Here is a 17,914-nt window from a genome sequence, read left to right as displayed (position 1 = left end):
TCGCAACGGCGCGCTGCCGGGCCGGCCCCAGGCCCCGGGAAAGGCGAAGGGCGGTCCCGTCAAGACGGGACCGCCCCCATGCCTGCCGCAGGAGCAGGTGGCTTGCTCAGAAGGCCTCTTCCGGCAGCTCCATCAGGTCCTGGCCGGTGGCCTCCAGCGTGCGGCGCTCGGCGGTGACGCGGGGCAGGACGGTCTGGGCGAAGAACGAGGCCGCGGCGACCTTGCCGGTGTAGAAGGCCTGGTCGTCCTGCGCGGCCTCGGCGGAGCCCAGCGCGGCCAGGGCCACCTCGGCCTGGCGCAGCAGCAGCCAGCCGATCACCACGTCGCCCAGCGCGAGCAGGAACCGGGTGGTGTTGAGTCCGACCTTGTAGACCTCCTTCGGCGCCTCCAGCGAGCCGATGGCCCAGCCCGCCATGGTGTCGGCCATGCTCTTGACCTCGTCGGCGGCCTCGGCGAGAAGCTTGCGCTCCTCCTTCAGCCGCCCGTTGCCGGCCTCGGAGGCGGCGAAGGTCTGCACGTCGTCGTACAGCGAGCCGAGGGTCACGCCCTGGTTGCGCAGGATCTTGCGGAAGAACAGGTCCTGCCCCTGGATCGCGGTGGTGCCCTCGTACAGGGAGTCGATCTTGGCGTCCCTGATGTACTGCTCGATCGGGTAATCCTGCAGGTAGCCCGAGCCGCCCAGGGTCTGCAGGGAGCGGGCGAGCAGCTCGTAGGAGCGCTCGGAGCCGACGCCCTTGACCAGCGGGAGCAGCAGGTCGTTCATCGCCTCGGCGTGGCCGTTCCTGCGGCCCTCGTGCTCGGCGATCAGCACATCGTCCTGGTAGGTGGCGGTGAGCAGGACCAGCGCCCGCATGCCCTCGGCGTACGACTTCTGCAGCATCAGCTCCCGGCGTACGTCCGGGTGGTGGGTGATGGTCACCCGCGGGGCCGACTTGTCGGCCATCTGGGTCAGGTCGGCGCCCTGCACCCGGGCCTTGGCGTACTCCAGGGCGTTCAGGTAGCCGGTGGAGAGCGTGGCGATCGCCTTGGTACCGACCATCATCCGGGCGTGCTCGATGATCATGAACATCTGCTTGATGCCCTCGTGGACCCCGCCGATCAGCGTGCCCACGGCCGGGTGCTTGTCGCCGAAGGTGAGCTCGCAGGTCGTGGAGACCTTCAGGCCCATCTTCTTCTCGACGTTGGTGACGTAGACGCCGTTGCGCTCGCCGAGCTCGCCGGTCTCCAGGTCCACGTGGTACTTCGAGACCAGGAACATCGACAGGCCCTTGGTGCCGGGGCCGTGCCCCTCGGGGCGGGCCAGCACCAGGTGGAAGATGTTGTCACTCAGGTCGTGCTCGGCGCTGGTGATGAAGCGCTTGACGCCCTCGATGTGCCAGGTGCCGTCGTCCTGCCGTACCGCCTTCGCGCGGCCCGCGCCCACGTCGGAACCGGCGTCCGGCTCGGTGAGCACCATGGTGGCGCCCCACTGGTTCTCGATGGCCAGCTCGGCGTAGCGCTTCTGCTCCTCGGTGCCGATCACGTGGAGCACGTGGGCGAAGGCCGGGCCGCTGGAGTACATCCAGATGGCCGGGTTCGAGCCGAGGACCATCTCGGCCAGCGCCCAGCTCACGCTGCTGGGCAGGCCGGGGCCGCCAAGCTCGGCGGGGAGGCTGAGGTTGGTCCAGCCGGCGTCGCGGTAGGCGGCGAAGGACTTCTTGAAGCCCTCCGGCATCGTCACCGAGCCGGTGGCGGGGTCGAACACCGGCGGGTTGCGGTCGCCCTCCTCGAAGGAGTCGGCGAGCACGCCGGTGGCCAAGCGGTTGACCTCGTCCAGGAGGCTTCGCACCACGTCCTCGTCCAGTTCGGCGTAGCGGCCGGTGCCCAGAATGTCCCGGCGCCCGAACACCTCGAAGAGGTTGAACTCCAGGTCACGGACGTTGCTCTTGTAGTGGCCCATGGGGTCTGCTCCTTGAAACCGGGGGAACCGGAACTTTCCATACTCGCCAGTAACGTTACCGGTAATGCTACCCGCCAGTAACCCTCAGAAAACCGCACCGACTGGGACGTTCGTCACGACATGCGAAGACACCCGCGCCGGCGTCGATCGACCGGCCCCCGAAGCTCTTCTAGGCTCGCCACATGGACGAACAGTGGCGGGCCGACCTCGAACTGTGGGGCATTCCCGAGGAGATCGCGGCCAGGGCGCCGGCCGACCCCTGGGGGCACTCGTCGGCGCGGTTCGCCGAGCGCACCGACCTCGCGCTCGCGACCCCCGAGGGGCCGACGCTGGCGCGGATGGCCGAGGCGCTCCCGCCCGGCGGGAGCGTGCTGGACGTCGGTGCCGGAACGGGGGCGGCCTCCCTGCCGCTCGCTCCCGGCCTGGGAGAGCTGATCGCGGTCGACGTCTCCGACGCCATGCTCGCCGAGCTGGCCTCCCGGGCTCACGCGCTGGGCGTCCCCACCCGGTTCTTCCGGGGCCGCTGGCCCGACATCGCGGCCGAAACGCCGATCGCGGACGTCGCGGTCGCCGCCCACGTCGTCTACAACGTGCCACCGCTGGCCGGATTCCTCGCCGAGCTCACCGGCCATGCCCGGGGCCGGGTCGTCCTGGAGCTCACCGGGCACCACCCGATGAGCTGGCTCAACCCCCTCTGGCAGCACTTCCACGGCATCACCCGCCCCGCCCGCCCCACGGCCCACGACGTGATCGCCATCGCCGAGGGGCTCGGGTACGAGGTCCACCACGAGTGGCGCCTGGCCCCGCTGCCGCGCTTCACCCGGCTCGAAGACCTCGCCGAGAGCGCCTGCCGGAGGCTCTGCCTCGGCCGGGAGCGGGCCGACGAGGTCGTCGCGGCCGTGATCGAGCTGGACATGTGGCCGGTCCCCCGGGACCGGTGGTTCACACTCTGGTGGGAATCAAAGTGAGACCCTGCCGCGTTCCATCGATCGAACCCTCAAAAGGGGTGTTCCCGGACGAGACGCGCCGTACCCGGTAGGCAAAGACGACGCTCCTGATCAAAGGAGGAGCTGTCATGGCCTGGGTCGTCATCCTCGTCGCCGGTCTGTTCGAGGTCGCGATGGCGTACTCGCTCAAACTGAGCAATGGATTCTCCGTGCTGCTGCCGACCGTCGGCTTCGCCGTCTTCGGCCTGCTCAGTTTCGGCCTGCTCGCGGTGGGCCTGAAGACCCTGGAGGTCGGCACCGCCTACGCCGTCTGGACGGGCATCGGAGCCGTCGGCACCGCCGCGCTGGGCATCGTCGCCCTCGGCGAGAACGCGTCGCCCCTCAAGATCGCCTCGATCCTGCTCATCGTCGCGGGCGTCGTCGGGCTCAACCTCGCCGCCGGCGGCCACTGACCGTACGCCTGCCCGAGCACGGGCGATCCCGCTCGGAGCGGGGTCGCCCGAAACCGGCTTGACGGTTTTGATGGTGCCGGGTTGGGTGGGCGCATGATTGTTGTTCAAAGCGTGACCTTCGACTGCGCCCAGCCGTACGAACTGGCGACCTTCTGGCGCGACGCCACCGGCGGGGAGCTCCATCCGGAGACGGAGAAGGAGGACGACGAGATCCTCCTGCTGGGCGGTGGGGTGAATCTGCTGTTCATCAAGGTTCCCGAGGGCAGGTCCGTCAAGAACCGCCTTCACCTGGATCTCACCGGCTCGGCGGGCACCACCCGCGACGAGGAGGTCGAGCGCCTGCTCGGGCTCGGCGCCACGACCTTCGAGGACCTGCGCAACCCCGACGGCACCGGCTGGGTGACGATGCTCGATCCCGAGGGCAACGAGTTCTGCGTCTGCCGCGCCGAATACGAGCGCGTCTAGCGGAGCGGCTCTGGGCCCGGTCACTCCAGAGAGGCTCGGCCGGGCCGTGAGCCTCGGCGACCGAAGGCGGCCGGCGGCGGCCGACACGAGGACCGGCCGCCCGTGGGACTCGGCGATCACCCGCGGGTTCAGCGACCGCCGGGAAGCGAGGTCTGGCCGCGACCCTTGAGGGTCAGCGCCAGGACAGCCGTGATCAGGTAGACCACGACCCCGCCCTGCAGGGCGTCCAGCGCCGCGCTGAACACGCCCTCGCCGTCGACGATGAGCTGCACCGGATACATGAGCATCGCGGCGCCGAGCGAGGGGTAGAGGGCGAACCTCCAGGGGTGGCGCAGCGCCCAGAGCCGGGCCTGCCGGGTCACCCGGTCCCCGCTGTTGGGCTTGCCGATCGAGCCGATGGCCGCGATAAGCGAGAACAGGCCGATGCCGACCGTCATCGCCCAGGTCAGATCCCCGCCATGGGTGAGGGTGAGCACGCCCAGCCCGAAGCTGGTGGCGGCCACCGCACCGCCGGTCACCGCGGCGGCCTTCCAGGGAGCGCCGCGCAGCGCCGCTCCGGCGAGGGACATCTCGTCACGTCGAGTCAGTTCGTCGTTCATGGCACCAAGACTGCCTCCCAAGCCCCCCTGCTCACATCGGGGAGCAACCCTGATTGTTCCCCTACCTGCTGTATCGGGTGCCGTTCGGGTCGCTTATTGACCGCCCGCGTTACGCGACCTAAGGTTCTTTTAGGAAAGTTTCCTAAAAGAAAAGTTCCCACCCCCCACCCCCAGGAGATTCGTCATGAGCCTTCGTCGTCGTGTGGCAACCCTCTCGGGCGTCGCCGCCCTCTGCCTGAGCGCCGTGGCGCTCACCCCCAGCCCGGCCATGGCAGCCCCCTCCGGCTGCACCTACCAGTATGGCTCGCACCAGGTATCCAGCCTCTGCACCTCCTCCGGCACGGGCAGGCACCTGCTGGTCGTGCGTGCGCAGCATTACACCGGTCCCATCCTGATCACCGGTCTCTGCGTGCCCGTCGGCCAGACCTCGACGGCGACGGTCAACTGGCCGATTACGTACGTCGGCTCGGCCGACTGCTGATAGCCGGTCCGGCCGCACAGCCGGTGCCGCGACGCCGCCCGAATGTCGCGGCACCGAGGCCTGCCCTGTTCTCTGGCAGCAGAGGGAAGCTCCCTGATTGTTCCCCTCCGGCTGCACCGTCCAGTACAACCTGGCCCAGCGGTGGGCCACCAGCCACTGCACCTCCGGTACGGGTAGGCACCTGGTGGTCGCGGGGCGCCCGGGGCCATGGGAGCGGACGGTGCGGCGGTGTTCCGGGATAGATTGGCCGCCATGCCGGTGAACTTCCGTATCGCCCGTGCCGAGGACGTTCCGCTCATCGTGGCCATGCTCGCCGACGACACCGTCGCGGCCGCCCGCCAGGGAGCCTACGGCGAGGAGCATCGCGCCGCCTTCGAGGTCATCGACGCCGACCCCGCCAACGAGCTGATCGTCGCGGAGCTGGACGGCGAGGTCGTGGGCACCATGCAGCTCACCTACATTCCCGGCATCTCCCGCCGGGGTGCCCTCCGGATGCAGATCGAGGCGGTCAGGATCGCCTCGGAGCTGCGCGGGCGGGGGCTGGGCCGCACGATGATGGAATGGGCCGTCGAGCGCGGGCGGGCCCGGGGCTGCGCCCTGGTCCAGCTCACCACGGACAAGACCCGCGCGGACGCCCACCGCTTCTACGACTCCCTCGGCTTCGTCGCGTCCCACGAGGGTTACAAGCTCGCGCTGACCTGATCGGCCAGGGGCCGGCGTCGAGGTGATCCGTCCGGTCACTCGGCGGCGCTCGGGCCGAGCTCGACCAGGTTGTCGTGGTAGACGGCGCCGCGGCCCAGGTCGGCGTCGCGGGCCTCCACCACGGCGTTCACGGTCGTGCCCCCCGAGCTCAGCTTTCGCCAGTGCCCCTTGGTGGACGCGATCACGCCTGGCCGGACCCGCTCGCTGATCTCGACCACGGCCTCGAACTCACCGCCGGCGTTGAACACCCGGGCCCGCTGCCCGTCGCTCAGCCCCCTCGGCGCGGCGTCCGCGGGGTTCACCAGGACCCGCGGGCCCTTCGAGCGCCGCAGCAACTCGGGGTTGTTGCCGAAGATGGTGTTGAGGAAGGTGTGGGAGGCGGGGGTGATGAGCGCCAGCGGGTACGGTCCCGGCGCGGCCGAGGCGGTGCGCGGCGGGACGTAGGCGGGTCCCGCGCCGAACTCCATCCGGCCCGAGGGCGTCGGGAAGCCCTCGGTGAACGGCACGAACGGCCGCGGCACGTTGAGGCGGACCCAGCCCTCCTTGCGCAGCCGGTCGAGCGTGATGCCGTCAAGCGACGGATGGCCCGAGGAGAGCAGTTGCTCGGCCAGCTCCAGGTCGGAGTCGTACAGGGACGGCTCGGTGAGCCCCATGTGCCGTGCCAGGCGGCGGAAGGTCTCGGTGGTGGACAGGCACTCGCCCGGCGGCTCGACCGCGGGTGAGTTCCACATCAGGTACATGTGCCCGTAGCCCGCGTGCAGGTCGGCGTGCTCGATCTGCATGGTGGCGGGGAGCACGATGTCGGCGTAGTCGACGGTGTCGGTCGGGAACTGCTCCATCACGACGGTGAACAGGTCCTCGCGCGTCAGTTTCTCGCGGATCCGGTTCTGGTCGGAGGTGGAACTCATCGGGTTGGCCGCGTACACCCACAGGCACTTCACCGACTCGTCCAGCTGATCGGCCAGCCGGGTCATGGTGAGCGTGCGAACCGGCCGGGCGAGCAGGTCCTCGCGGGTGTCGATGTTCAGGTGGATGTGCCCGCTGGTGGAGTACGCGATCCCGCCGCCGGGGTGGCGCCAGTCGCCGGTCACGCCGGGGATGGCGGCGATCGTGCGCATCGCGGTGCCGCCGCCGGCGTGCCGCTGCACGCCCATGGTGGCCCGGATGCCGGTGGGCCGGGTGCGCGCCAGCCGCAGGCCCAGGGCCCGGATGCCGGACTCGGGCAGCCCGGTGATCTCCGCCACGCGTGCCGGAGGGTGGCGCAGGATCTCCTCGTGGAGGTTCTCCCAGCCGGTCGTGTGGTTCTCCAGGTAGTCGCGGTCCTCGGCTCCCTCGGCGAGCACGACGTTCAGCAGCCCCAGGGCGAGGGCCGCGTCGGTGCCGGGCCTGATCGGCAGGTGCTCGTCGGCCTGCTCGGCGGTGCGGGTCCGGATCGGGTCGATCGCCACCACGTGCGCCCCCGCCGCGCGGGCGTCCTGGATGAACTTCCACAGGTGGTGCCCGCTGGTCAGCGTGTTCGTGCCCCACAGCAGGATGAGCCGGGACAGGGCGAACGTCTCAGGATCCATCCCGCCCGGCGTGCCGTAGACCTGTCGCAGCCCGGAGTTGCCGGCCGACGAGCAGATGTTCAGAAAGTGCCTCGACGCGCCGAGCGCGTTCCAGAACCGCCGCCCGGCCACTCCCTCGGCCCCCTGGAGGTATCCCAGCGTGCCGGTGCCCAGGTAGGGCCAGATCGCCTCGCCGCCGTGCTCGTCGACGATGCCGCGCAGCCGTACGGAGATCTCCTCCAGGGCCTCGTCCCAGCTGATCCGCTCGAACCTGCCGGACCCCTTGGGGCCGGTCCGCCGCATCGGGTGCAGGATGCGGTCGGACGCCCGGGTGTGCTCCAGGTAGCGGTTGACCTTCACGCAGAGCGCGCCGCGGGTGTAGGGGTGGTCAGGGTTGCCGCGCATCTTGACGGCCTCGCCGCCTTGGACGGTCACCACCCAGGAGCACGTGTCGGGGCAGTCAAGCGGGCACGCCCCCAGCACTCGAAGTTCGCCTGACGACATGCCCCCGACTGTAGCCGCGCCCAGGGAGCGCGGGTGTCACCGGAGCAGCCCGGGGGGCTCGTGCCGGTGGTCGTGTCCCAGCCCGCCCCCTCCGGTGCTCGGCCCTCTGCTCGGCCCTCCGACTCTCGGCCCTCCGGCGGGGCCGGGGGTGATGGGATCGCCGGGGAGGTCGCGAGCGTACGCGTAGGTGTATGCCGCCGCGCCGATCGCGGAGGCGTTCACCGCCAGCGCACCGTCGTCGATGTTGGCGAGGGTGTCGCAGGCCTGGTGGTAGCACCTGTCGTAGGGGGCCCAGGCTTTGCCGCCGAACTTCGCGGCCTCCTCGGCGGACTTGATGCCCTCGGCGCCGGTGAACAGCCCGCCCGCGGCGATGCCCGCCTTGATGAAGGGGCCGTAGTCGGAGCGGCCGGTGAAGTCGGCGTCCTGGTGCGGTTTGCCCACGGCGTCGAAGTACGCCTGGAAGAGCCTCTCGATCCGGTCGGAACCGGCAGGCGGATGCGTGTCCAGGCCCGTGTCGGAGTTGTCGCCGTCGTAGATCCCCAGGACGTGGTTCGGCGAGGCGATCATGTCGAAGTTCAGGTACAGCTTGATCTTCGTCCTCTCCGCCGCCGAGAGATGGGCCACGTAGTGGGTGGAACCGAGCAGGCCCAGTTCCTCCGCGCCCCAGAAGGCGAAGCGCAGCCTGTTCCTCGTCCGCAGGTCCTTCGCCGCCAACGCCGTCTCCAGGACGCCCGCGGTCCCGGAGCCGTTGTCGTTGATGCCGGGTCCCGCCATGACACTGTCCAGGTGGGCGCCGAGCATGACCACCCGGTCCGGGTCGCCCCGGCGGCTTTCGGCGATGACGTTGCGTGTCCTGCGGTCGGGGTCGCTCTCGGCGTCCACCGCGAGCGTCGCGGTCGTTCCCGGCGCCGACAGCTCCTTGCCGGCCGCGAAGGTGGCTCCGACGATCGGGATCTTGATGCTGGAGGTGTTGACCGAGCCTCGCAGCAGGATCCTGCGGTCGGCGAGAGCCTCACCCGGCTGCCCCTCGTTGAAGATGACCACCCCGGACGCACCGGCCGCCTGGGCCCGCTCCGCCTTGGCCTGGAAGCTGCAGGAGCCACGCTGGATCAGGGCGATGTTCCCCCGGACGAACCCCTTGAAGTCACTCACCTCGCATCCGGAGGAGGAGGTCGCGTTCGGGGCCGGCGGCAGCACCAGGTCCACGCCCTGCACCGGAGCCGTGATCTTCCCCGAGCCGGAGTACGTCATCGTCTGGAAGTCGACGCCGGGCAGGTAAGCCCTGGCCGCGGGGGACGATCGCGCCAGCACCGGAGCCTTCCGCTCATGGAAGAAGGGGATCCCGAACTCCTGCAGGGTGACCTGGTATCCGGCGGCGCGAAGCCTGTCCGCGACGTAGGCGACCGAGGCCTCGTGGCCAGGGGTGGCCGCGGCCCGGATACCGCCGTTGGCCTTGGCGATCTCCTGGAGCCTTTCCAGGTGCCGCCTGACGGACGCGAGCTTGATCGACTGCCCGAACGCCTTCGCGTCCGGCGGCAGGGGACTCTCCGGAGGCGGTTCCGAGGACAGGCCCGGTTCCGCCGCGGAGGTGGCGAGCCCGCGCACCGTTCCGGGCGGGGTCGCGGCCCAGGCCGTGTTGGCGACGGGCGGGATCGTGACCGAGGCGATGGTGACGGCGGCCAGCACTCTCCCGAAGGCACGTGCACTCAAGTCAGGCTCCTCTGACGTCGGAGACGGCGTTACTTGAAAACATGGGTGGCGACGAGGTGGCCGCCGGGTACCGGCCCGGTGGCACCACCCGGGACGGAGCCGCCGGGCAGGTCGATGGATGTCGCAAGAGCGGGCTTTCCCGAAGCCGGTGCCGCGCCGGCCGTCACGGTGGAGACGGTGGGCAGGGCCAGGGCGGAGACCGCGGTGATCACGACCGCCGTTCCCCCGGAGGCGCGAGTGCTCATGCGGAACCCCTCAACGTGCATGGAGCGCCCGCGCTCCCGGGAAGGCGGTGAGAGGTGACCACGACGAGGCGTTCCCGCTCCCCGGACACGGCCCTGCAGGCTGCGGGCGGGCGAAGGAACATGACGGTCAGCCTTCCAGTCCCGTACCCGCTAAATCCAGTGTTCCCGCAGCTGGAAGGGTCAATTCTCGATCTCGGACAGGTACGCTGTGCTCGCTCGCCGCCCTCGTCGAGGCGGGCATCCATGATCTCTTCGGGGCCACGTCCGCCCGGCCCGCTCGCCGGCCGGGGCGCCATACGGTGTCACCGTGTGGCGCCGTTTTCTGATTTCAGCCACCAAGATGGAAGCCGGACTGTCAAGACTGTCGGAAGCCGTCGACATGCGTATGGCTCCGATTGTGGACACTGGGGGAGAAGGTCGGTGACGCAGCTGTAATGCGGAACATGCAGAATCGCTGGCGGTGACGGAAATCAAGGAGCTGGACGGAACGCCGTCCGACGACGGCACACGGCCGGCGGCGGCCGGCGATCTAGCCGTGCGCGTCATCGAGCCGCTGCTTCCCCAGCGGATCCGTCGCCCTTCGGACCTGCTGCGGTTCCTGGCGACCCTGCTCGGGCTGGTGGCCGTCATCCTGCTCGCCCTCGTCGCGCAGAAGACTCTGAACGGCCTGGAGGGCGACGTCGCCGACGGCACCAGCCGGGCGCCGTTCCTGCTCAGCGGCCTGGCCGGGGTGCTGAGCGCCTCGGCCATGCTCGGCGTGCCCATCGCCTTCGCCATCGAGCGGGTGCTGCACCGTGACGGCCTCCGGGTGGCCGAGGGGCTCTTCGCGGCCATCGCCGCGATGGTGCTCTCCTTCGTGCTCGGCGAGTGGATCGTGTACGCCGGGCCCGAGGACCTGAGGCTCCTGATGACCGGGGGCAGAGCCGGAGTCGAGCCGGTCAACACGCTGCTCACCCCGATCATCGCCTACGTCACCGCGGTGCGCATATCCCGCCGCCCCACCTGGCGGGCGGCCCTGTGGAGCGCGGTCGCGCTCAACGCCGTCGCCCTGTTCGCCGGGCTCGCCGCCACCCTCCTCGGCATCGTCGTCTCCATCCTGGTCGGCCTGGCCGTCGGCTACGCCACCCTGTACGGCGTGGGCAGCCCCAACACCCGCCCTCCGGGCAGTGCGGTCGTCAGCGTGCTTCGCAAGCTGGGCTTCGCCCCGGTCAAGGCACATCGGCTCGACGACGACTACCAGGGCAGCCGTCGCTACGCCGTCGAGCTCAAGAACGGCAACCGCCTCGACGTCACGGTCCTCGACCGGGACCGCCAGGTGGCCGGGGTGCTCTACCGCATCTGGCGGCGCATCCGGCTCAACTCCGAGACCCGCCGCAAGGCCATCCGCTCACTCCGCGCCGAGCTGGAGCGCGAGGCCCTGATGGCGTACGCCGCGCAGGCGGCGGGAGTGAGCACCCCCCGGCTCGTCGGTACCAGCGAGATCGGTACGGAGGCCGCGCTGCTCGCCTACGAGCACATCCCCACCCGCGCGCTCGACGACATCCCCGACGAGGAGATCGACGACAACCTGCTCGCCCAGATCTGGGAGCAGGTCCTGCTGCTGCAGGTCCAGCGGCTCGCCCACCGGCGGCTGACCGGCGACAGCATCCATGTCGACCGCGAGGGACGGGTCATCCTCACGGACGCCCGCAGTGGCGAGATCGCCGCCGGTGACCTGCTGCTTCGCCTGGACATCGCCCAGCTGCTCACCTACCTCAGCCTCCGCGTCGGAGCCCGGCGGGCGGTCAACGCCGCCGCGGCCGGAGCCGGGCCCGGCTTGCTCGCCGACGCGCTCCCGCTGCTCCAGCGGATCGCGCTGACCCGCGAGACCAGGGCGGCACTCAGCAAGAACAAGGGGCTGCTCACCGAGATCCGCGAGCGGATCGTCGAGCTCACGCCCAAGGCCGAGGCCGAGGAGGTGCGCCTGGAGCGCTTCCGCCCCAGGACCCTGATCACCATCATCGGCACCGCGTTCGCCGCGTACTTCCTGGTCTACTACCTGACCCAGATCAACCTCAACATGATCACGTCGGCCAAGTGGAGCTGGACCGGCGTGGCACTGGTCGCCGCGATGATGAGCTACGTCGCCGCCGCCCTGATGCTGAGGGGCTTCGTACCGGAGAAACTGCCCCTCGGCCGTACCGTGCTCGTCCAGTTCGCCGGGTCGTTCGTCAAGCTCGTCGCGCCCGCCGCGGTGAGCGGGGTCGCGATCAACACCCGCTACCTGCAGAAACGCGGCATCCCTCTGGGACAGGCGGTGGCCAGCGTGGGCGCCTCCCAGCTCATCGGGCTGGCATTCCACATCGTGCTGCTCCTGCTGTTCGCCTACATCACCGGTTCCAGCACCGCCTCGTCGTTCACCCCGTCGCGCACGCTCGTGCTGACGCTGCTGGCCGTGGCCGTGGTGGTACTGGTCATCGTGGGCGTACCACGGCTGCGCCGCATGATCACCACGCGGCTCCGCTCGCTGTTCTCCGGTGTCATCCCGCGCCTGCTCGACGTCCTCCAGTCGCCTCGGAAGATCATCGAGGGCTTCAGCGGCACCCTGATGCTCACCCTGTTCTTCGTGCTCTGCCTGGACGCCTGCGTCCGTGCCTTCGGCGGCTCCCTCGGCTTCGCCGCCGTCGCCATCGTCTTCCTCGCGGGCAACGCCATCGGCTCGGCAGCCCCCACCCCCGGCGGCCTCGGCGCCGTCGAGCTGTCCCTGTCGGTCGGCCTGACCCTCTCCGGCCTGCCCGGTGAGGTGGCGACCTCGGCCGTGCTGCTGTTCCGGCTGCTGACCTTCTGGCTGCCGGTCCTGCCTGGCTGGGCCTCGTTCGCGCACCTGCAGCGACAGGAGGCGCTCTAGGCCCTGTCCCGCCCCGCGACACGGAAAGACCGCCGGCAGGGGTCCGGCGGTCTTTCTCATGGACGGAAGGTCAGGCCTCGCTGGACCTGGCCCAGAGGTTGATGCCCGCGTCGACCGCGTCCTTGTCGATCGCCTCAAGCTCCGCGGCGTCGAACGACGTGTGCTGCACGGCCGCGAGGCTGTTCTCCAGCTGCTCCACGCTGCTCGCGCCGATCAGCACCGACGTGACGCGCCTGTCGCGCAGAGCCCAGGCCAGCGCCATCTGTGCCAGCGACTGGCCGCGCCCGCCCGCGATCTCGTTCAGGGTGCGGATGTGCCGCATCGTCTCCTCGGCGAGCATCTCCGGGGTGAGGAAGCGTCCCAGCGAGGCCCGCGACCCCTTGGGGATCCCGTTCAGGTAGCGGTCGGTCAGCATGCCCTGCGCCAGCGGGGAGAACGCGATGCAGCCCACGCCCTCCTCCTCCAGGACGTCGAGCAGCCCGCCCTCGATCCACCGGTTCAGCATCGAGTACGAGGGCTGGTGGATCAGTAGCGGCGTGCCCATCTCCCGCAGCAGCCGCGCGGCCTCCGCGGTGTGCTCGGGCGAGTAGGACGAGATGCCCGCGTACAGCGCCTTGCCGGACCGGACCGCGTGGTCCAGCGCGCCCATCGTCTCCTCCAGCGGGGTGTCCGGGTCGAACCGGTGGCTGTAGAAGATGTCGACGTGGTCGAGCCCCATCCGCTCCAGCGACCGGTCCAGACTGGACAGCAGATACTTGCGCGACCCCCACTCGCCGTACGGGCCGGGCCACATGTCGTAGCCCGCCTTGGTGGAGATGACCAGCTCGTCCCGGTACGGTGCGAAGTCCTCGCGGAAGTGCCGCCCGAAGTTGGTCTCCGCGGACCCGGGCGGCGGACCGTAGTTGTTGGCCAGGTCGAAGTGGGTCACCCCCAGATCGAAGGCCCTGCGCAGGATGGCCCGCTGGGTCTCGAAGGGCTTGTCGTCACCGAAGTTGTGCCAGAGCCCCAGCGAGACGGCGGGCAGCTTGAGCCCGCTCTTGCCGACCCTGTTGTACGGCTGGCGTCCGTCGTACCTGTCATCTGCCGCGATATATGTCACTGGGTCACCTTGGTCGTGTCGAGAATCCAGGAGAGGGTGAAGGCCTCCTCGCGCCAGGCGTCGTACCTGCCGCTGCGGCCGCCGTGCCCGGCGCCCATCTCCGTCTTGAGCAGGAACGGCCCGCCGTCCGCGACGTCGCGGAGCTTCGCGACCCACTTGGCGGGCTCGTGGTAGAAGACCCGGGTGTCGTTGAGGCTGGTGATCGCCAGAATCGGCGGGTAGACCCGGCCGTCCACGTTCTCGTACGGCGTGTACGACTTCATGTACGCGTACACCTCGGGATTGTGCAGCGGGTCGCCCCACTCGTCCCACTCGATCACGGTCAGCGGCAGCGAGGGGTCGAGGGTCGTGTTCAGCGCGTCCACGAACGGCACCTCCGCCACCACGCCCGCGAAGGTCTCGGGCGCGAGGTTGGCGACCGCGCCCATCAGCAGCCCGCCCGCCGATCCGCCCCTGGCGACGATCGCGCTCGACCAGCCGGTGGCGGAGAGGTGCTCGGCGGCGGCGACGAAGTCGGTGAAGGTGTTCTTCTTCTTCTGGAACTTGCCATCCTCGTACCAGTGACGGCCCATCTCGCCGCCGCCCCTGACATGTGCCACGGCGAAGACGAAGCCCCGGTCGAGCAGGCTGAGCCTGGCGATGGAGAACGAGGGGTCGATCGAGATCTCGTAGCTGCCGTAGCCGTAGAGCACCGTGGGGGCCGGCCGCGGGGTGCCCTTTCGCATCACGATCGAGATCGGGATGCGGGTGCCGTCGGACGCGGTCGCCCACTCGCGGAACTGCTCGTAGTCGGTGGGGTCGTAGCCGCCGAGCACGACCTTCTGCTTCAGCAGGACCAGCTCGCGCGCCGCCAGGTCGTAGTCGTAGACCGACGGCGGGGTGACCATGCTGGTGTAGCCGAGCCGCAGCCGCCCCGTGACGAACTCCGGGTTGCCCGACGGGGCCACGTCGTAGATCGGCTCGGGGAAGGAGATCTCGTACGCCTCCCCGGCGCGGGGCAGGATGCGGATGCCGGTGAGCCCGTCCCGGCGGAAGTGCACGACGGTGTGGCCCTCGAAGGCGTCGACGTCGAGCAGCCGGGTGTCGGCGCGGTGCTCGATCAGCGGAGTCCAGTCGCCGGGGGCGTCGAGCGGCGCGGTGGCCAGCTCGAAGTTCTCCGCGTTCCGGTTGTGCAGGACCAGGAAGTGGTCGCCCGCGTGGTCGACGCCGTACTCGACGCCGGTCTCCCGGGGCCGGACGACGCGGAACTCGCCGGTGGGGTCGTCGGCCTCAAGGACGCGGACCTCGCTGGTGATCTTGCTGCCGGAGGAGAGCACCAGGTAACGCTCGCTCCGGCTGAGCCCGATGCCGACCCAGAACCGCTCGTCGGCCTCCTCGTGGACGAGCATGTCGTCCTTGGCGGGGCTGCCGATCGTGTGCCGGTGCACCTGGTTGGGCCGCCAGGCCTCGTCAACGGTCGTGTAGAAGAACGTCGTGCCGTCGGCCGACCAGGCGCCGCCGTAGAAGATGCCGGGGATCTCGTCGGGGAGGGTCTCGTCGGTGGTGAGGTTCTTCACCTTCAGGGTGAAGCGCTCGTCGCCGGTGAAGTTGGTGGAGTAGGCCAGCAGGGTGCCGTCGGGACTGACCGAGCTGGTGCCGATCGAGAAGAAGTCGGAGTCTCCGGCGAGCTCGTTGCCGTCGAGCAGGATCTCCTCACCGGGAAGCGACTCGCCGGCTTTCAACTCGGGCGGGGTCTCGCCGTCCGCCGCCACCCGGCACTGGATGCCGTACTGCTTGCCCTCCTCGGTCCGCGAGTAGTACCACCAGCCGCCCTTGCGGGTGGGGACCGAGAGGTCGGTCTCCAGGGTGCGTCCCTTGATCTCCTGGAAGAGCGTCTCCTGCAGGGGCTTGAGGTGGGCGGTCGCCTCCTGCGTGTAGGCGTTCTCCGCCTCCAGGTGGGCGACCACCTCCGGGTCGTCCTTTACCATCAGCCACGCGTAGTCATCGACCACGGTGTCCCCGTGGTGCACGCGCTCGCTGGGAACCTTCTTCGCCGTCGGCGGCGTCTGGCTGCTCACTCAGACGAGTCTATGTTTCCGCCGGTCCCTGTTCGGATCACTCGCCCGGTCGGGTCGATCGGCCTTGATCCACCTTGGCCCGCCTCGACATGCCGCGGCCCGCGCTGCTCGCGGGCCAGGCTCGGCTCCTCCGGTCGGCCCGAGGTTTCCTGGTGCGGGGTTCGCCGTTACGTTCCGAGCGCTCTTGGAGGACTGCTAATCTTTTGGAGTCGGCAGGGTCCGACGCAAACCACTCTAATCACTCCGGTGACTTCCGTATGGCTTGTGTCGTGTCCGCTGACAATCCCTTTGAAACCCAAGGTTCCAGAGCCCGGTTCGCAGAGCCGCTCAGGTGCTGGTAAGTTTGAGGGGTTGCTCTGGAAACGGAGCCGCCGAATTCCAGCAAGACCCGCAAGATCAAGTCAATCGTTTCAAAACGAGCCGGTTTGACACGAAAAAGCGGGCCTGAAAGAATAACGGCACAACGAAAGAACAGAACAAAACGAACCGCCCCTGGTTCTCCGGCCGAAACTGGTCGGGACGACGGTGTACGCGTCCGTTTCTTGAGAACTCAACAGTGTGTTAAAAGCCAGTGCATGAAGCACAACCCTGTCCAACCCGCCCTTTCATCGGGGTGGGGGACGGATTCCTTTGGTTGAACATCCATCATGTGAGATGGGTGCTTTCAGCCGGGAGCAACTGTTCAGACATTGTTTGGAGAGTTTGATCCTGGCTCAGGACGAACGCTGGCGGCGTGCTTAACACATGCAAGTCGAGCGGAAAGGCCCTTCGGGGTACTCGAGCGGCGAACGGGTGAGTAACACGTGAGTAACCTGCCCCTGACTCTGGGATAAGCCCGGGAAACTGGGTCTAATACCGGATACGACACCTCCCGGCATCGGGTGGGTGTGGAAAGTCTTTTCGGTTGGGGATGGACTCGCGGCCTATCAGCTTGTTGGTGGGGTAACGGCCTACCAAGGCGACGACGGGTAGCCGGCCTGAGAGGGCGACCGGCCACACTGGGACTGAGACACGGCCCAGACTCCTACGGGAGGCAGCAGTGGGGAATATTGCGCAATGGGCGAAAGCCTGACGCAGCGACGCCGCGTGGGGGATGACGGCCTTCGGGTTGTAAACCTCTTTCAGCAGGGACGAAGTTGACGTGTACCTGCAGAAGAAGCGCCGGCTAACTACGTGCCAGCAGCCGCGGTAATACGTAGGGCGCAAGCGTTGTCCGGAATTATTGGGCGTAAAGAGCTCGTAGGTGGCTTGTCACGTCGGGTGTGAAAGCTTGGGGCTTAACTCCAGGTCTGCATTCGATACGGGCTGGCTAGAGGTAGGTAGGGGAGAACGGAATTCCTGGTGTAGCGGTGAAATGCGCAGATATCAGGAGGAACACCGGTGGCGAAGGCGGTTCTCTGGGCCTTACCTGACGCTGAGGAGCGAAAGCGTGGGGAGCGAACAGGATTAGATACCCTGGTAGTCCACGCTGTAAACGTTGGGCGCTAGGTGTGGGGACCTTCCACGGTTTCCGCGCCGTAGCTAACGCATTAAGCGCCCCGCCTGGGGAGTACGGCCGCAAGGCTAAAACTCAAAGGAATTGACGGGGGCCCGCACAAGCGGCGGAGCATGTTGCTTAATTCGACGCAACGCGAAGAACCTTACCAAGGCTTGACATCGCCCGGAAACACTCAGAGATGGGTGCCTCTTCGGACTGGGTGACAGGTGGTGCATGGCTGTCGTCAGCTCGTGTCGTGAGATGTTGGGTTAAGTCCCGCAACGAGCGCAACCCTTGTTCAATGTTGCCAGCACGCTCCTTCGGGGGTGGTGGGGACTCATTGGAGACTGCCGGGGTCAACTCGGAGGAAGGTGGGGATGACGTCAAGTCATCATGCCCCTTATGTCTTGGGCTGCAAACATGCTACAATGGCCGGTACAGAGGGTTGCGATACCGTGAGGTGGAGCGAATCCCTAAAAGCCGGTCTCAGTTCGGATTGGGGTCTGCAACTCGACCCCATGAAGTCGGAGTCGCTAGTAATCGCAGATCAGCAACGCTGCGGTGAATACGTTCCCGGGCCTTGTACACACCGCCCGTCACGTCACGAAAGTCGGCAACACCCGAAGCCCGTGGCCCAACCAGCTTGTCTGGGGGGAGCGGTCGAAGGTGGGGCTGGCGATTGGGACGAAGTCGTAACAAGGTAGCCGTACCGGAAGGTGCGGCTGGATCACCTCCTTTCTAAGGAGCATCGGCTGCGGTCATCTTCGGGTGGTCGTGGTTCATGTCGTGTCTGCAGGCGTACG

At 68.5% G+C, this 17,914-nt stretch carries 13 protein-coding genes, 1 rRNA gene and 1 riboswitch; of the genes, 7 read left to right on the top strand and 7 right to left on the bottom strand.

All coding sequences use genetic code 11. The features are described 5' to 3' along the window. Positions 1-106 precede the first annotated feature (106 nt). Positions 107-1,939, bottom strand: coding sequence for an acyl-CoA dehydrogenase (locus ACQP0P_RS45095; protein WP_433368558.1), 1,833 nt, complete (start codon positions 1,937-1,939; stop codon positions 107-109). Positions 1,940-2,121: 182 nt separating this feature from the next. Between ACQP0P_RS45095 and ACQP0P_RS45090 the strand changes: the two genes are divergently transcribed. From ACQP0P_RS45090 to ACQP0P_RS45080, 3 genes are all read left to right on the top strand, one after another. After that, a complete protein-coding gene (locus tag ACQP0P_RS45090) occupies positions 2,122-2,907 on the top strand; it encodes a class I SAM-dependent methyltransferase (protein ID WP_433368556.1) in 786 nt (261 codons plus the stop codon). A 20-nt stretch (positions 2,908-2,927) separates the two neighbouring features. Then, positions 2,928-2,994, top strand: a riboswitch (guanidine-III (ykkC-III) riboswitch). A 20-nt stretch (positions 2,995-3,014) separates the two neighbouring features. After that, positions 3,015-3,338 (top strand): DMT family transporter, encoded by a 324-nt coding sequence (locus tag ACQP0P_RS45085; protein WP_433368553.1) that lies wholly within the window; start codon positions 3,015-3,017, stop codon positions 3,336-3,338. A gap of 93 nt (positions 3,339-3,431) precedes the next feature. After that, on the top strand, positions 3,432-3,803 hold the full coding sequence (locus ACQP0P_RS45080) for a VOC family protein (protein ID WP_433368550.1): 372 nt from the start codon (positions 3,432-3,434) through the stop codon (positions 3,801-3,803). A gap of 128 nt (positions 3,804-3,931) precedes the next feature. Here the strand turns inward: ACQP0P_RS45080 and ACQP0P_RS45075 are convergent, their stop codons facing one another. Continuing rightward, on the bottom strand, positions 3,932-4,402 hold the full coding sequence (locus ACQP0P_RS45075) for a hypothetical protein (RefSeq protein ID WP_433368547.1): 471 nt from the start codon (positions 4,400-4,402) through the stop codon (positions 3,932-3,934). A 184-nt stretch (positions 4,403-4,586) separates the two neighbouring features. Between ACQP0P_RS45075 and ACQP0P_RS45070 the strand changes: the two genes are divergently transcribed. Both ACQP0P_RS45070 and ACQP0P_RS45065 read left to right on the top strand, forming a co-directional pair. Then, the gene (locus tag ACQP0P_RS45070) at positions 4,587-4,883 is read left to right on the top strand and encodes a hypothetical protein (protein WP_433368544.1); all 297 of its coding nucleotides are present in this window, start codon (positions 4,587-4,589) and stop codon (positions 4,881-4,883) included. 252 nt (positions 4,884-5,135) lie between these two features. Continuing rightward, entirely contained in the window at positions 5,136-5,585 is a 450-nt protein-coding gene (locus tag ACQP0P_RS45065) for a GNAT family N-acetyltransferase (RefSeq protein WP_350929780.1), read from the top strand. A gap of 35 nt (positions 5,586-5,620) precedes the next feature. Here the strand turns inward: ACQP0P_RS45065 and ACQP0P_RS45060 are convergent, their stop codons facing one another. Genes ACQP0P_RS45060 through ACQP0P_RS45050 form a run of 3 tightly spaced genes read right to left on the bottom strand, consistent with a single transcriptional unit; the run spans position 5,621 to position 9,591 of the window. Further along, positions 5,621-7,636: a molybdopterin-containing oxidoreductase family protein gene (locus tag ACQP0P_RS45060; protein WP_433368540.1), complete on the bottom strand. Its 2,016-nt coding sequence runs from the start codon at positions 7,634-7,636 to the stop codon at positions 5,621-5,623. Between the two features lie 36 nt (positions 7,637-7,672). Continuing rightward, complete coding sequence (locus tag ACQP0P_RS45055; RefSeq protein WP_433368537.1) at positions 7,673-9,346, bottom strand: M28 family metallopeptidase; 1,674 nt, start codon at positions 9,344-9,346, stop codon at positions 7,673-7,675. A gap of 29 nt (positions 9,347-9,375) precedes the next feature. Beyond that, positions 9,376-9,591 (bottom strand): hypothetical protein, encoded by a 216-nt coding sequence (locus ACQP0P_RS45050; protein ID WP_433368534.1) that lies wholly within the window; start codon positions 9,589-9,591, stop codon positions 9,376-9,378. A 460-nt stretch (positions 9,592-10,051) separates the two neighbouring features. On the opposite strand from ACQP0P_RS45050, the gene ACQP0P_RS45045 reads away from it, so the two are divergent. Further along, positions 10,052-12,478, top strand: coding sequence for a lysylphosphatidylglycerol synthase transmembrane domain-containing protein (locus ACQP0P_RS45045; RefSeq protein ID WP_433368531.1), 2,427 nt, complete (start codon positions 10,052-10,054; stop codon positions 12,476-12,478). 70 nt (positions 12,479-12,548) lie between these two features. Here the strand turns inward: ACQP0P_RS45045 and mgrA are convergent, their stop codons facing one another. Both mgrA and ACQP0P_RS45035 read right to left on the bottom strand, forming a co-directional pair. Next, positions 12,549-13,577 (bottom strand): L-glyceraldehyde 3-phosphate reductase, encoded by a 1,029-nt coding sequence (mgrA, locus tag ACQP0P_RS45040; RefSeq protein WP_433368529.1) that lies wholly within the window; start codon positions 13,575-13,577, stop codon positions 12,549-12,551. Then, positions 13,574-15,634 (bottom strand): S9 family peptidase, encoded by a 2,061-nt coding sequence (locus ACQP0P_RS45035; protein WP_433368526.1) that lies wholly within the window; start codon positions 15,632-15,634, stop codon positions 13,574-13,576. Before ACQP0P_RS45035 ends, mgrA begins: the two co-directional genes overlap by 4 nt. 690 nt (positions 15,635-16,324) lie before the next feature. On the opposite strand from ACQP0P_RS45035, the gene ACQP0P_RS45030 reads away from it, so the two are divergent. Further along, a 16S ribosomal RNA gene (locus tag ACQP0P_RS45030) occupies positions 16,325-17,849 on the top strand. The last annotated feature ends 65 nt before the right edge of the window (positions 17,850-17,914 follow it).

This window comes from Streptosporangium sp. CA-115845 (genome assembly GCF_050943795.1).
Lineage (GTDB): Bacteria > Actinomycetota > Actinomycetes > Streptosporangiales > Streptosporangiaceae > Streptosporangium.
Note: the sequence above shows the minus strand (reverse complement) of the source record. Positions and strands in the feature narration are given on the sequence as shown.

Coding starts and splice junctions, on each gene's coding strand:
- ACQP0P_RS45075 (WP_433368547.1), bottom strand. CDS start 4,402: ATGAACGACGAACTGACTCGACGTGACGAGATGTCCCTCGCCGGAGCG.
- ACQP0P_RS45080 (WP_433368550.1), top strand. CDS start 3,432: ATGATTGTTGTTCAAAGCGTGACCTTCGACTGCGCCCAGCCGTACGAA.
- ACQP0P_RS45070 (WP_433368544.1), top strand. CDS start 4,587: ATGAGCCTTCGTCGTCGTGTGGCAACCCTCTCGGGCGTCGCCGCCCTC.
- ACQP0P_RS45065 (WP_350929780.1), top strand. CDS start 5,136: ATGCCGGTGAACTTCCGTATCGCCCGTGCCGAGGACGTTCCGCTCATC.
- ACQP0P_RS45085 (WP_433368553.1), top strand. CDS start 3,015: ATGGCCTGGGTCGTCATCCTCGTCGCCGGTCTGTTCGAGGTCGCGATG.
- ACQP0P_RS45050 (WP_433368534.1), bottom strand. CDS start 9,591: ATGAGCACTCGCGCCTCCGGGGGAACGGCGGTCGTGATCACCGCGGTC.
- ACQP0P_RS45060 (WP_433368540.1), bottom strand. CDS start 7,636: ATGTCGTCAGGCGAACTTCGAGTGCTGGGGGCGTGCCCGCTTGACTGC.
- ACQP0P_RS45095 (WP_433368558.1), bottom strand. CDS start 1,939: ATGGGCCACTACAAGAGCAACGTCCGTGACCTGGAGTTCAACCTCTTC.
- ACQP0P_RS45090 (WP_433368556.1), top strand. CDS start 2,122: ATGGACGAACAGTGGCGGGCCGACCTCGAACTGTGGGGCATTCCCGAG.